The organism is Paraburkholderia sp. JHI869 (genome assembly GCF_038900775.1).
Taxonomy (GTDB): Bacteria; Pseudomonadota; Gammaproteobacteria; order Burkholderiales; family Burkholderiaceae; genus Paraburkholderia.
Map to the genome: position 1 here is coordinate 458,202 of NZ_JAYMSC010000002.1, position 13,173 is coordinate 471,374.

Sequence of the window (13,173 nt, forward strand, 5' to 3'; positions counted from 1 at the left end):
TTCAGTATGTGCTTAGTAGAGCTTCACTAAGCACTTCAAGCGCGTTCAGTGTGCCTCTTCCCAGTTCTCGCCCACGCCCACTTCGGCGACGAGCGGCACCTTGAGCTGCGCCACCGAGCACATCAACTCGGGCAAGCGCTTGCGCACCTCGGCAAGTTCGTCGCTGGGCACTTCGAGCACGAGTTCATCGTGCACCTGCATGATCATCTTCGTGCCGATCTTGCGTTCGTCGAGCCACTTCTGCACCGCGACCATGGAAAGCTTGATGAGGTCGGCGGCCGTGCCCTGCATCGGCGCATTGATGGCGGCGCGCTCGGCGGCCTGGCGGCGCGGACCGTTGCCGCCGTTGATCTCGGGCAGCCACAGGCGGCGGCCGAACACGGTCTCCACATAGCCGCGCGATTTCGCGTCCATGCGCGTCTCGTCCATGTAGCGCGCAACACCCGGATAGCGCGCGAAATAGCGGTCGATATAAAGCTTCGCCGCGTCGCGCGTAATGCCGAGATTCGATGCGAGCCCGAACGCGCTCATGCCGTAAATCAGGCCGAAATTGATGACCTTCGCGATCCGTCGCTGGTCCGCGCTCACTTCGAGCGGCGTGACGCTGAACACCTCGGCCGCCGTGGCGCGGTGAATGTCGTCGCCGCGCGCGAACGCCGCGAGCAGCGACTCGTCGCCGGAGATATGCGCCATGATGCGCAGCTCGATCTGCGAATAGTCGGCGGAAACGAGCTTGTGGCCCGGCGGCGCGATGAACGCTTCGCGAATGCGCCGGCCTTCGCCCGTGCGCACGGGGATGTTCTGCAGATTCGGGTCGTTCGACGCAAGACGGCCCGTGACCGCTACTGCCTGGGCGTAGTTCGTGTGCACGCGGCCCGTTTGCGCATTGACCATGCGCGGCAGCTTATCGGTGTACGTGGACTTGAGCTTGGCGAGACCGCGATGCTCGAGCAGGATCTTGGGCAGCGGGTAGTCTTCGGCGAGCTTTTGCAGCACTTCTTCGTCGGTGGACGGCGCGCCGCTCGGCGTTTTCTTCACGACCGGCAGCTGCAGCTTCTCGAAGAAGATCTGGCCGATCTGCTTGGGCGAGCCCAGATTGAATTCGCCACCTGCGAGCGCGTAAGCTTCCTCTTCGAGCGCGATCAGCCGCACGGCAATTTCGGCGCTCTGCTTGTCGAGCCTTTCAGTGTCGATCAGCACACCGTTGCGTTCCATCTTGCGCAGCACGCGCGCCGTGGGCAACTCGATGTTGCGATACACGTAGTCGAGGCCCTTCTCCGGCGCGATCTGCGGATAGAGCGCGCGATGCAGCTGGAGCGTGACATCGGCGTCTTCGGCAGCGTATTCCGCGGCCTTCTCGAGCGAGACCTGGTCGAAGCCGATCTGCTGCGCGCCTTTGCCCGCGACCTCTTCGTACTTGATCGTCTTGATGCCGAGATGGCGCAGCGCGAGGCTGTCCATGTCGTGGCTGCGATGCGATTCGAGCACATACGATTCGAGCAGCGTGTCATGCTCCACGCCGTTCAGCTCGATGCCGTAGTTCGCGAGCACCTGCTCGTCGTACTTCATGTGCTGACCGACTTTTTTGTGCTTGCCGCTTTCGAGCCAGGGCTTCAGGCGCGCGAGCACTTCGTCGAGCGGCAATTGGTCAGGCGCGTCCGGACCGCGATGCGCGAGCGGCAAATAAGCGGCCACGCCCGGCTCCGTCGAGAACGACATGCCAACGAGTTTCGCGACCATCGGGTCGAGCGCCGTGGTCTCGGTGTCGAACGCGGTGAGTTCGGCGGCGTCGATCTTCTTGAGCCACGCATCGAACTGCGGCCACGTCTGGATCGTGTCGTAATGGCGCGGGGCGTCGACGAAAAGTGCGGGCTGCACGATCGCGTCTTTCTCGGGCGCGTTGCCTTTGGTCGCGGCGGGCACCGTCTCGCTCTGCTGGCTCGCTTCGGTCACTTCGCGCAGCCAGGTCTTGAAGCCGTGGCGCGCAAAGATATCGCGCAGTTCTTCGCGCGCTTCGGCTCGCGTGACGAGCGACGCTTCGATCGATTCGATATGCGGCGCGAGATCGCATGCCGTTTCCACCGTCACGAGCTTTCGCGCCATCGGCAGGAAGTCGAGCGCGTCGCGCAGATAACCGCCCACGGCGCCCTTGATTTCATCCGCATTCGCGATCACGCCGTCGAGCGAATCGTATTGCGTGAGCCACTTCACCGCCGTTTTCGGGCCGCACTTGTTCACGCCCGGTACGTTGTCGACGGTGTCGCCAATGAGCGAGAGATAATCGATGATGCGCTCGGGCGGCACGCCGAACTTCGCGATCACGCCTTCGCGATCGAGCGTTTCGTTCGTCATCGTGTTGATGAGCGTGACGTGGTCCGTAACGAGCTGCGCGAGGTCCTTGTCGCCCGTGGAAACCACCACCTTCATGCCGAGCTTTTCCGCCTGGTGAGCGAGCGTGCCGATCACGTCGTCGGCTTCCACGCCTTCGATCATCAGGAGCGGCCAGCCGAGCGCACGCACGGCCGTGTGAATGGGCTCGATTTGTGCTGCGAGCGGCTCGGGCATGGAAGGCCGGTTGGCCTTGTACTCGGGGTACCAGTCGTCGCGGAACGTCTTGCCCTTTGCATCGAACACGCACGCGCTATACTCTGCCGTAACGTCCTTGCGCATGCGACGCAGCATGTTGATGATGCCGTATAGCGCGCCCGTGGGTTCGCCGTCGGGACCGCGCAGATCCGGCATCGCATGGAAGGCACGATAGAGATAGCTAGAACCGTCGACCAGCAACAGGGTCTTACCTTCCAGCTCATTTTGTAGCTTCGTTTCCACGCGTAGTTCTTCAGGCATTATGGACAAGAGAAAAGTGATTCCGAGTCTGCGTTCACTCGCAGATCAAGAGCGCGCAACGGCCAAGAAGGCGCGCGCATCGTGGCAGATGTTCACGATTATGGCAGAGTTTATCGAGGCGACCGAGTACCTGTCCGAGATCCGGCCAGCGGTCAGCATCTACGGTTCCGCCCGCCTGAAACCGGAGTCGGAGTACTACCAGCTCGCCAGCACCATCGCGCGCAAAGTGTCGGACGCGGGCTTCGCCGTGATCTCCGGCGGCGGCCCCGGCATCATGGAAGCCGCGAACCAGGGCGCGCATGCGGGCAAGTCGCCTTCCGTGGGCCTGAACATCGAGTTGCCGCACGAGCAGTCGGGCAACCAGTGGCAGGACATCTCACTGCGCTTCCGCCATTTCTTCACGCGCAAAGTGACGTTCGTGAAGAACTCGGACGCGGTGATCGTCATGCCCGGCGGCTTCGGCACGCTCGACGAACTGGCCGAAGTGCTCACGCTCATCCAGACGAAAAAGTCGCGTCACGTGCCCATCATTCTGGTAGGCGCCGCATTCTGGAAAGGCCTGCTCGACTGGTTCCGCTCGGCGCTCGTGCCCATGGGCCTCATCAATCCCGAAGACATGGATTTGATGCAGGTAATCGACGACCCGGACCAGGTGCTCGAAGCCGTTCTCAAGTTCTACGAAGATGCGGACACCGCTGAAGATACCGGCAAGGAGCACCCGGCGCGCCGCGACCGCGATCGCGACTCCGACGAAGACCGGATGTTCTATCTCTGATGCATCGCTGTTGGCGCAGCGTGTGGGTGGCCTACGGATAATTTTTTTGTAGGCCTCCGCACCGCTCGCGCTCAAGCGCATCACTGCCTCATGCCTTCTCCGCGCTTGCGGGCACGCCGGTTACACCGTGCGGCGCCCGTGCGCTCGCCTGCTCCTCCAGCCAGCGGCAAAACTGCGCTACGAGCGGCGCTTGCGCCACCTCGCGGCGCGCCACCCACCAGTAACCGCGCGCGTCGAGATGCGGTCCCGCTAGCGGCGTGACGAGACGCCCCGATGCGAGTTCGTCGTCGAGCAGCGGCAGCGGGCCGAGCGCGACGCCAAGACCATCCACGGCAGCCTGCAAGGCCAGATAGAAGTGGTCGAACGACTGCTTCTTGCGGCATTTGGCTTTCACGCCTGCGGCCGCCAGCCAGGTGCGCCACGCATCGGGCCGCGTGTCCGAATGCAGCAGCACATGACGCGCAAGATCGCTCGCCTGTTGAATCGGCGCGCGTTTGAGCAGCGCCGGGCTGCACACCGGCAGTTCCATCTCGTCGAGAAAATGACCGGCCTCGCAATCGGGCCAATGCGCCGGACCGCGCCGCACGGCCACATCGAAACCTTCGAGCGTTTCGACCGGCGCGTTCGAGGTCGACAAGCGCAACTCGACGTTCGGCGCAAGACGCTGGAACTGCGAGAGCCGCGGCAGCAGCCATTTCATCGCGAAGGTCGGCAATGCGTTCACGCGCAGCACGTGCACCACGCCCGTGTCGCGCAGCTGGTTGGTTGCGCGCGCGATGTCATCGAATGCCGCCTGCACGGCGGCCAGGTAGCGCCGGCCGTCCTCGGTCAGCGCGACCCGCTTGCCATGACGGTGAAACACCTGCACGCCGACCCACGTCTCGAGCGCGGCAACCTGCCGGCTGATGGCACCATGAGTCACATTGAGCTCGCCCGCCGCGGCGGAGAAGCTGTTGTGCCGCGCGGCGGCTTCAAACGCCCGCAGCGCGGGAAAGGGGGGAAGGGAGCGTGCCATGCTTGTGAGTGTAGATCACAAGAACGCGCCATAGAAATCGTTTTGCCGCGCGCGCGATTGGGCTTAACCTCGGAGCTTGCCTCAGAGGTCCCTTCCATTCATGAAACAACCCATCTCATCGCCCGCCGCTGCCGCTGCGTCTACCGCACACGGCACGGACGAAGGCCTGCACACGCCTACGGTGCGCGATCTGTTCTACGGCTTTCTCGGGCTCGGCTTCACGTCGTTCGGCGGCGCACTGCCGTTGGCGCGCCGCACCATCGTCGAGCAGCGCCGCTGGCTCACCGCCAGCGAGTTCACCGACCTGCTCGGCCTCTGCCAGTTTCTGCCGGGCGGCAACGTCATCAATCTCTCGGTCGCGCTCGGCATGCGTTTTCAGGGCTGGCGCGGCGCGCTCGCGGGCATCCTCGGCCTGATCGCGGGTCCGTCGCTCGTCGTGATCGCGCTTGGCGTGCTCTATGAGCGCACGCAAAACGACCCGCACGTGCGGCATCTGTTCGTGGGGCTCGCGGCGGCGGCCGCCGGGCTGCTCGTCTCGATGGCGCTGAAGATCGTGCTGCCGCTGCGGCGCGATCCCGCCGCGGCCGTCGTCGCCGCGCTCGGCTTCGTGGCCATTGCCGTGCTGCGCACGCCGCTTTTGCCCACCATGCTCGTGCTCACGCCAGTCGGTATCGCGCTCGCGGCCCGCGCGGCGCGCAAGGAAGGAGGTTCGCGATGACCGCCACACTCGTTGCGCTCGCCGCGATATTCAGCCAGCTTTCGCTGCTCGCATTCGGCGGCGGCAACACGATCCTGCCCGAGATGCAGCGTCAGGTCGTGGAGGTGCACCACTGGATGCCCGCGAGCGAATTCAGCGCGCTCTTCGCGCTCGCTCAGGCCGCGCCGGGCCCGAACATGATGGTCGTGACGCTGGTGGGCTGGCACGTAGCCGGTTGGGCGGGCATGCTGGTCACGTCGATTGCGAAGTTCGGGCCGTCGTCGCTCGTCACGATCGCCGCGCTCCATGCGTGGGATCGCTTCAAGGACCGCCCGTGGCGGCGCATCGCGCAGAAGGGGCTCGTGCCGGTGACGGCGGGCCTTGTGGCCGCAAGCGCAGTGCTGATCGCGAAGGCCTCCGATCCTTCGTGGATTGCCTGGGCGATTACCGGCGTGTGCGCCGTGCTCGCGTTTCGCACGAAGATTCATCCGCTGTGGCTGCTTGGCGCGGGGAGTTTGATTGGGTTGATGGGGTTTGGGCAGTGAGGTGATGGCTCGTGTGACTTCAGGCTTCCTCGATATTCGCCATCCACGCCGCACGCCTGCCGCCAGATGCCGCCAGCGCGACCAGCACGACTCCGATCAAGGCCATGCACAACGTCAGCGCGAGAATGACAGGCCCCGCACCCAGACGCGTCGCACAGAACCCAACCAGCAGCCCCGCGAGCGGTTGGGTCAAATTGTTGAGCAGTGCGATCAGACCCACGGTCTTGCCGAAGTCTTCAGCGGGAATCAGCCGTTGCCGCACGCCGCGCATGAATACGCTGAAACTCTTGTCAAAGCCAATGACCGCGAGAAAACCGGCGACATAGACGAAGGGCATCGAGACCCAGCCCGTCAGCAGACCACCCAGCACGATCAGCAGATAAGAGGCCGCGCCCGACACGCGCGCGGGCAGCTTCACATGAGCGACGAACATCAGTACGAGGACCGTTGCGATCGAGCCGCCAACCTGCAGCCACGCATAGGCTGAAGCCGTCTGGCCATACACACCCGTGAACATGGCCGCCGATGTCGCGAGCGTCACGCCGACCACGAGATTCACGCCCGCGGCGAGCAGGATCATTTCCAGCAGGCCGGGTATCGCGACGATGTGCATGAGCGCAACGCGATACGGCGCGAGCCAGTTTCGCGGAGACTCCCCGCGATCGATCACCGGCACCTGCTGCCCCGCAGCCCAAAGCGAGAACGCGATATCGGACACGAAGAAAATCGCGGCTGCGGCCAACACTACGTATTCCCAGCCCGAGACGCCTAGCAAAGCTGCAGCGGCGAGTGGTCCAAGGACGGTTCCCAACTGATCCGCGATCTGCGTGTAGGAGAGACTTTTACGGTAGGCGTCGCCATGAAAGATGCGCGGCAGCATGGCTTCGCGGGCCATGAAACCTTGCGTCGTGAGCACGCCCGCGCCCGCCGAAATGACGATGAGCCACGCGAGGCTGCCATGCATGGCGAAACCAGCCACGCCGCCCACGCAGACGATCGAGCGCCAATGCTGACTCCAGCGAATCAGCTTGAGCGTCGAAACACGGTCGCACAGCGCACCGCAAACCGGAAAAGCCGCGTAGCGCGGCAATGCTTCGCAGAAGAACGCGAAGCCCGACCATGCCGCGCTCCCCGACAGCTTGAATACGACGAGCGGCACGGTGAACAGCAGGATCTGATCTGCGAGCCGCGTGAGCAGCAGTGAGAGGTAGAGGAGTCTGAGGTGCCCGCGCACGCCGGCGATCCTGGTAGGTAAGCGAGGACGACAAGACAAACCGGCGGCGCGCCTGTGGCCGGCCGCCGCCGCTCAACGCACGCTTACTGAAACGCCACCTCCGCAAAGCTGCGCAGTTTCCGGCTATGCAGCTTATGCAAGCCATTGGTGCGCAGAATCTCCATCGCCTTCACGCCGATCTGCAAATGCTGATCGACCTGCGCGCGATAGAACGAATCGGCCATACCGGGCAGCTTCAGTTCGCCGTGCAGCGGCTTGTCCGAAACGCACAGCAAGGTGCCGTACGGCACGCGAAAGCGGAACCCGTTCGCGGCGATGGTGGCGCTTTCCATGTCGAGCGCGATCGCGCGGCTTTGCGAAAGACGCAGCACAGGCTCGCGATGATCGCGCAGTTCCCAGTTGCGGTTGTCGACGCTCGCCACCGTCCCCGTGCGCATCACGCGCTTGAGCTCCACGCCGTCGAGCTTCGTGACATCCGCGACCGCGCGCTCGAGCGCGAGCTGCACTTCAGCGAGCGCAGGAATCGGCACCCACAGCGGCAAGTCGGCGTCGAGCACGTGATCCTCGCGCACATAACCGTGCGCAAGCACGTAGTCGCCCAGACGCTGCGTATTGCGCAAGCCCGCGCAGTGGCCAAGCATGATCCACGCATGCGGACGCAGCACCGCAATGTGATCGGTGATCGTCTTCGCATTCGACGGCCCCACGCCGATGTTGATCATCGTGATGCCGCTGCCGTCCGCGCGCTTGAGGTGGTAGGCCGGCATTTGCGGCAGGCGCGCCGGCACCGTGCCTTCGTCGTCCTGCTCGCCCAGGTTCGCGTTGTAGGTGACCACGTCGCCGGGCTCGACGAACGAGGTGTATTCGCTGCGATAGTTGCGCAGGTCGGCGTCGTCGGTATGCGCCATCATCGCGCGGCCAAGCTTCACGAACTCGTCGATATAGAACTGATAGTTCGTGTACAGCACATAGTTCTGCACGTGCGTGGGCGACGTGGCCGTGTAGTGCTTGAGCCGATGCAGCGAAAAGTCCACGCGCGGCGCGGTGAAGAGCGCAAGCGGATGCGGCTCGCCCGGCTCCGGCTCGTAGGTGCCGTTGACGATGCGGTCGTCGAGTTGCGCGAGATCGGGCGTATCGAACACGTCGCGCATGGCGAAGAGGCGCTCGCGGTCGAGATCGCCTTCGAGGTGAATGCCTTCGGCGAACGCGAAGTGCACGGGAATGGGCTGATCCGATACGCCCACTTCGATGCCCACGTGATGGTTCTTCGCCAGCAGGCGCAACTGCTCGCGATAGTAGTTGCCGAAAAGGTCGGGCCGCGTGACGGTGGTCTCGAACACGCCGGGGCCGGCCACGAAGCCATACGAACGGCGCGAGTCGATATGCGTGTTGACGTTGGTGCGGATGCGCACGAACGGGTAGCACGCGCGCACACGGCGCTCGAAGGCCTCGCCGCGGCGATAGCGCGCAAACGCGTCGCGCAGGAAAGACGTATTCGCTTCGTAGATGCTCGAAAGGCGCGCCACGGCGTCGGCGGCGTCATCGAAAAACTCGTCCGGGAAATCGTGCGCCGGCGTCATGAGGGGCCGCAGGTAGCTGTCGTTGTTCATCTTCGTTCGCCTCTCCGTTTGATGGGTCCACATTACCACGGAAGGTGCGACTTTCTGGCGACGGACCTCGCCGCGCCCAAGGCTTTTGCGGCACCCGCCGCGCGCTGGCTGCAGGCGCCGCGCACCGCCCGCCGGGCGCGGGCCGCAGCGCTTGCGCGACATGGGGAGAAGCGCCCGGATTTGCTAGAATTGCAGCATCCCATCGGAGAATGACCATGAAGTCGCACCTTCTTGCCGCCGTTGCGGTGACGCTCGCTTTCAGCGGGGTCGCCACGGCCGCGCCGGCCGACGACGCAAAGACCGCCGTCGAGGCACAATCCGCGCAGTCCGAGAACGAACGCGCGGGCCTGCCCGATCTGGCTGCGATCAACAACAAGCCGGCCGCTCGCGTCACCTCGAAGGTCAACATCAACGACGTGCCGCGCGTGCCCAGCTACCACGAAGTGAGCCGGAACGGCACTGAAATCACCGAATACCGCGACAAGGGCAAGCCCGTCGAAATCAACGTGCACTCGAACTTCGGCACGCGCTACACGATGAGCGCGAACCCCGACACTTCGCCGCAAGTGCGTAGCAACGGCCAGGCCAGCACGCGCCTGCCGTCGATCAACCTGCATTACTGAGCCCTCTGAGCGCGGGCACGCCTTTATGGGGCACGCCCGCGCCAACGCCATGTGCGCCGCCCCATAAGCCGGGCCGCAGCCATCGCGCCTGAGCCGGACACGCTCGCAAGCCCATCGGGCAGTACGCCGCAGCGTTCGCCGACCCGCTTTCACACATCAACCGACCTTCTTGCATGGCCGTCTTCACCGCTGTCACCGACCAAGAGCTTGCCCAATGGCTGCGCGACTACGATCTCGGCGATGTCGTCGAATTTCGCGGCATCCAGTCCGGCATTGAGAACAGCAACTTCTTCCTGACGACGACGCGCGGCGAATACGTCCTGACGATCTTCGAAAAGCTGACGGCCGAACAACTGCCGTTCTACCTCGACCTGATGCGGCACCTCGCGTCCCATCGCGTGCCGGTACCCGACCCCATGCCGCGCAGGGATGGCGCCCTCTTCGGCCTGCTGCACGGCAAGCCCGCGGCCATCGTCTCGAAGCTCGAAGGCAAGCCCGAACTCGCGCCCGGCGTGGAGCACTGCGCGGAAGTGGGCCAGATGCTCGCGCGCATGCACCTGGCGGGCCGCGACTACCGCGGCGCCCAGCCGAATCTGCGCAGCCTTTCGTGGTGGGAAGAAACGGTGCCGACCGTGCTGCCCTTCCTCGCCGACGCCCAGCGCTCGCTCCTCACGAGCGAACTCGACCACCAGCGCGCGTTCTTCGGCTCGGCCGACTACGCGGCGCTGCCGGGCGGCCCGTGCCATTGCGACCTGTTCCGCGACAACGCGATGTTCGCGCACTCGCACCCCGCGCCGGGCCACGAAGTGCGCCTCGGCGGCTTTTTCGACTTTTATTTCGCCGGCTGCGACAAGTGGCTCTTCGACGTGGCCGTCACGGTGAACGACTGGTGCGTGGACCTCGCCACGGGCAAGCTCGACACGGCGCGCGCCGACGCGCTCTTGCGCGCCTACCAGACCGTGCGCCCATTCACGCCCGAGGAAACGCGCCACTGGATGGACATGCTGCGCGCAGGCGCGTACCGCTTCTGGGTCTCGCGCCTGTATGATTTCCACCTGCCCCGCTCGGCCGAAATGCTCAAGCCGCACGATCCCGGCCACTTCGAGCGCATCCTGCGCGAGCGCCTCGCCAGTAGCGAGGCGGGCTCCCATCACGCCTTGCCCCATCGCCCATGCAACTAATTGAAGTCCCCGCGAAGACGGGCTACGTCTGGTTCCGCCAGGGTATCTGGCTGTTCCGCCGCAATCCGCTCGCGTTTCTCACGCTGTTTTTCGCCTATTTGCTGGCGATGACGCTGATTTCCGCCATTCCCGTGATCGGCGGCGTGCTGCCGCTCGTGTTCGTGCCCGGCGTAGCGGTCGGCTTCATGGCAGCGTGCCGCGACACGATCGCCGGCAAACCGGTATTCCCGACCATTCTGATCGACGGCTTCCGCTCTTACGGCAGCAATGTCGCGAAGCAATTGCTGGTGCTCGGCGCAATTTACGTGGTGGCGATGTTGCTGGTGCTGGCTTCGTCTGCGTTCGTGGACGGCGGCGCGCTATTGCGGCTGATGACGATCGGCGGCGATCTCGACGCGGAAGCGCTCGCCAACAGCGACGTACCGCTCGCGGTGCTCGCCTCGCTGCTCTGCTACGTGCCGGTGTCGATGCTGTTCTGGTTCGCGCCTGTGCTCACGGCGTGGCACGACGTGCCGCCCGTGAAGGCCATGTTCTTCAGCATCGTTAGCTGCTGGCGCAACAAGGGCGCGTTCATGGTGTACGGCGCGCTGTGGTTCGCGGTCTCGACGGTCGTATCGATCGGCTTGTCGGCGCTTTTGCGCGCGCTCGGCGCGGGCGACTTCACGGTGGCGATCCTGATGCCCGCGCTCATCATCGTGACGACGATGCTCTATTGCTCGTTCTACGCGACGTACCGCGGCTGCTACGGCGTGCAGGAAAAGCAGCCCGCCGAAATGCCGGACTCGGGCCGCTGACCGGCGCGGCGATTCACGCTCGCCCAGAACGCAAAAACGGCGCCTTGTGGCGCCGTTTTCATTTTGCCCCTCGTTATGGAGAGGCACAGCATTCCTGCTTAGCCGTAGTGGTTCATCCACGACGGGTGGCGCGTGGCCTTCTCGCGATCCATCTTGCGCATACGGAACTCGAGATCGTAGATGTCGACGGACTGCGCGAGATACGCTTCCTCGCGCTGCTGGCGGCGAGCTTCGGCGGTTTCGGAGAGGAACAGGAAAAGACGGCTGAGCAGGTACATGATTTGGCCCTTCTTTGACGGGCACGTGCCCGCGAATCGAATGAAGCCATTATAGGGTAAACCCTGTTCAGGGTAAACCCCTAAGTTGCTCGTGAACGCTATTACCCTGCGTCCTGCGTCAATTCGTCGTCATAGGCCTCGTCGAAGGCCTCGCGGCGATGAGACTCGAAAAAGTCCCAGATCAGCGTGCTCGCGTCCGGTCCCGTCGAGGAATGGAACGGCACGGTGTCGTCACCGCCGCTCCAGGCATGGTCGAGATCCGCCACGCGGCACAGCCGCACAACGCTCGCGCCGTCGAGTTCGTAATCCTGCTCGCGATAGCCGTCCTTGAAAGCCTCGTGTGACACGACGCCCTGGCGCACGCCGCGCGCGTCGGCAAGACCGTTCAAGCGGAGCAGTTGCACCGCAAGCTGTTCCGCGTTGACAGGCGCGACCACTGCATCGGCGTCGCCCTGCACGACGATCGCCGGCATGCCCGGATGGATACGCGGGCCCAGTTGGCTATCGACGAGTGCCACGGGATCGTGGTGCACGCCGCGCCGCATCACGTCGAGCGCCGTCACGCCGGAACGCGCCTCGCCGAAAGCGGGGCCGGAATGCAGCGCGACGGCTGCGAAACGGCTGGGCGAGCGCACCGCGAGCAGCATCGCCAGGCCCGCCCCCGCCGACAATCCCGCCAGATAGACGCGGGAGCGGTCGAAGCCATGCTCCTCGGCGAGCGTATCGACCAGCGAGACGATGGCTGCCGCCTCGCCGCCGCCCGCCGCGTCGCGCGAGTCGTACCAGTGCCAGCATTGGTGCGGGTGCGCGCGCTCCGACTGCTCGGGATACACCACCGCGAAGCCGTGGCGGTCGGCGAGCAGATTCATGCGCGTGCCTTCGGCGAAGGAGTCCATCGACTGCTTGCAGCCGTGCAGCATCACGACGAGCGGCATGGCGGCCGTCTTGCGCCCTGGCGGCAGATAGAGGCCATAAGAAAGCGAGCGCCCGACGTGCTGGGCGTTCGCCGGTACGAGGTGCTCCGCGCGGCGCCATTCGCCCGCGGCCCACGCGGCCGCACGCGGACCCACGCGCGACTCGCGCACCGGCGCGCCGCTGCGCGCCTGCGCCGGCGTAACGTGCTTTGCCGCCTGCTCGGCTGCAGCCTGAGCGGCGCGCCAGATTGCCTGCGGCTTGGGCGTATCGATCCCCGCGCCCTTGAGGGCGTCGCGGGTTGCCCGGGTCTGGATGGCGAGCAGACGTCGCATGCCACCGGCCCATAGCTTCGTCAGATTTTTCGTCATCTATGGCCTCATAAAAGGGTCTGACACATCGTGGCGTTTTGCCGCGATCCGTCGTTGTGCAACGCACAATAACACCATTTGAACGCGGCTGCAGATCGGAACAGTTCAATTCCGTCCGTGTGTACGTACGGCAGGGCACGACTGCGTTTATGCGACGCAGCTATACTGGATACTTGTCTCACGCGCGTGTCGGCCAGCCAGGCGGCTCGCGCGTTGAGTCGCTATGAGGTAGCGCAAGTGCTGGCTAAGCACGTGCAACCTCAGGATCCTCTTCAGACAGCCGGCAGCGCA

The 13,173-nt window shown here is 64.7% G+C and carries 12 protein-coding genes; 6 read left to right on the plus strand and 6 right to left on the minus strand.

All coding sequences use genetic code 11. From position 1 onward, the window contains the following. Positions 1-45 precede the first annotated feature (45 nt). Positions 46-2,847: a DNA polymerase I gene (polA, locus tag VSR72_RS05355; RefSeq protein ID WP_342951578.1), complete on the minus strand. Its 2,802-nt coding sequence runs from the start codon at positions 2,845-2,847 to the stop codon at positions 46-48. Between the two features lies 1 nt (position 2,848). On the opposite strand from polA, the gene VSR72_RS05360 reads away from it, so the two are divergent. After that, positions 2,849-3,622, plus strand: a complete 774-nt coding sequence (locus VSR72_RS05360; RefSeq protein ID WP_342951368.1) for a TIGR00730 family Rossman fold protein — start codon at positions 2,849-2,851, stop codon at positions 3,620-3,622. A gap of 88 nt (positions 3,623-3,710) precedes the next feature. Here VSR72_RS05360 and VSR72_RS05365 read toward each other — a convergent pair whose 3' ends face one another. Further along, positions 3,711-4,637 (minus strand): transcriptional regulator GcvA, encoded by a 927-nt coding sequence (locus VSR72_RS05365; protein WP_342951369.1) that lies wholly within the window; start codon positions 4,635-4,637, stop codon positions 3,711-3,713. A 100-nt stretch (positions 4,638-4,737) separates the two neighbouring features. On the opposite strand from VSR72_RS05365, the gene VSR72_RS05370 reads away from it, so the two are divergent. Both VSR72_RS05370 and VSR72_RS05375 read left to right on the plus strand, forming a co-directional pair. Then, entirely contained in the window at positions 4,738-5,355 is a 618-nt protein-coding gene (locus tag VSR72_RS05370; protein WP_342951370.1) for a chromate transporter, read from the plus strand. Beyond that, positions 5,352-5,879: a chromate transporter gene (locus VSR72_RS05375; protein WP_201696166.1), complete on the plus strand. Its 528-nt coding sequence runs from the start codon at positions 5,352-5,354 to the stop codon at positions 5,877-5,879. The genes VSR72_RS05370 and VSR72_RS05375 overlap by 4 nt, the downstream gene beginning before the upstream one ends. A 19-nt stretch (positions 5,880-5,898) precedes the next feature. On the opposite strand, the gene VSR72_RS05380 is transcribed toward VSR72_RS05375, so the two are convergent. Both VSR72_RS05380 and VSR72_RS05385 read right to left on the minus strand, forming a co-directional pair. Beyond that, entirely contained in the window at positions 5,899-7,113 is a 1,215-nt protein-coding gene (locus VSR72_RS05380; RefSeq protein WP_342951371.1) for an MFS transporter, read from the minus strand. 83 nt (positions 7,114-7,196) lie between these two features. Next, positions 7,197-8,723 carry an AMP nucleosidase gene (locus tag VSR72_RS05385; RefSeq protein WP_342951372.1) on the minus strand — a complete coding sequence of 509 codons (1,527 nt, stop codon included), beginning with the start codon at positions 8,721-8,723 and terminating at the stop codon, positions 7,197-7,199. A 215-nt stretch (positions 8,724-8,938) separates the two neighbouring features. On the opposite strand from VSR72_RS05385, the gene VSR72_RS05390 reads away from it, so the two are divergent. The 3 genes from VSR72_RS05390 to VSR72_RS05400 all read left to right on the plus strand — a co-directional run bounded on the left by VSR72_RS05390 (position 8,939) and on the right by VSR72_RS05400 (position 11,321). Beyond that, positions 8,939-9,346, plus strand: a complete 408-nt coding sequence (locus VSR72_RS05390) for a hypothetical protein (RefSeq protein ID WP_342951373.1) — start codon at positions 8,939-8,941, stop codon at positions 9,344-9,346. Positions 9,347-9,519: 173 nt separating this feature from the next. After that, on the plus strand, positions 9,520-10,527 hold the full coding sequence (locus tag VSR72_RS05395; RefSeq protein WP_342951374.1) for a homoserine kinase: 1,008 nt from the start codon (positions 9,520-9,522) through the stop codon (positions 10,525-10,527). Further along, positions 10,518-11,321 (plus strand): BPSS1780 family membrane protein, encoded by an 804-nt coding sequence (locus VSR72_RS05400; RefSeq protein WP_342951375.1) that lies wholly within the window; start codon positions 10,518-10,520, stop codon positions 11,319-11,321. Before VSR72_RS05395 ends, VSR72_RS05400 begins: the two co-directional genes overlap by 10 nt. Positions 11,322-11,419: 98 nt before the next feature. Here VSR72_RS05400 and VSR72_RS05405 read toward each other — a convergent pair whose 3' ends face one another. Together VSR72_RS05405 and VSR72_RS05410 are read right to left on the minus strand one after the other, a co-directional pair. Then, on the minus strand, positions 11,420-11,599 hold the full coding sequence (locus tag VSR72_RS05405) for a DUF3563 family protein (RefSeq protein WP_042269847.1): 180 nt from the start codon (positions 11,597-11,599) through the stop codon (positions 11,420-11,422). 101 nt (positions 11,600-11,700) lie between these two features. After that, positions 11,701-12,882, minus strand: coding sequence for a PHB depolymerase family esterase (locus tag VSR72_RS05410; protein WP_342951376.1), 1,182 nt, complete (start codon positions 12,880-12,882; stop codon positions 11,701-11,703). Positions 12,883-13,173: the final 291 nt, after the last annotated feature.

What these genes read in the sequence shown, in the direction of transcription:
- polA (WP_342951578.1), bottom strand. Translation starts at nt 2,847, where the DNA reads ATGCCTGAAGAACTACGCGTGGAAACGAAGCTACAAAATGAGCTGGAA.
- VSR72_RS05360 (WP_342951368.1), top strand. Translation starts at nt 2,849, where the DNA reads ATGGACAAGAGAAAAGTGATTCCGAGTCTGCGTTCACTCGCAGATCAA.
- VSR72_RS05365 (WP_342951369.1), bottom strand. Translation starts at nt 4,637, where the DNA reads ATGGCACGCTCCCTTCCCCCCTTTCCCGCGCTGCGGGCGTTTGAAGCC.
- VSR72_RS05370 (WP_342951370.1), top strand. Translation starts at nt 4,738, where the DNA reads ATGAAACAACCCATCTCATCGCCCGCCGCTGCCGCTGCGTCTACCGCA.
- VSR72_RS05375 (WP_201696166.1), top strand. Translation starts at nt 5,352, where the DNA reads ATGACCGCCACACTCGTTGCGCTCGCCGCGATATTCAGCCAGCTTTCG.
- VSR72_RS05385 (WP_342951372.1), bottom strand. Translation starts at nt 8,723, where the DNA reads ATGAACAACGACAGCTACCTGCGGCCCCTCATGACGCCGGCGCACGAT.
- VSR72_RS05390 (WP_342951373.1), top strand. Translation starts at nt 8,939, where the DNA reads ATGAAGTCGCACCTTCTTGCCGCCGTTGCGGTGACGCTCGCTTTCAGC.
- VSR72_RS05395 (WP_342951374.1), top strand. Translation starts at nt 9,520, where the DNA reads ATGGCCGTCTTCACCGCTGTCACCGACCAAGAGCTTGCCCAATGGCTG.
- VSR72_RS05400 (WP_342951375.1), top strand. Translation starts at nt 10,518, where the DNA reads ATGCAACTAATTGAAGTCCCCGCGAAGACGGGCTACGTCTGGTTCCGC.
- VSR72_RS05405 (WP_042269847.1), bottom strand. Translation starts at nt 11,599, where the DNA reads ATGTACCTGCTCAGCCGTCTTTTCCTGTTCCTCTCCGAAACCGCCGAA.
- VSR72_RS05410 (WP_342951376.1), bottom strand. Translation starts at nt 12,882, where the DNA reads ATGACGAAAAATCTGACGAAGCTATGGGCCGGTGGCATGCGACGTCTG.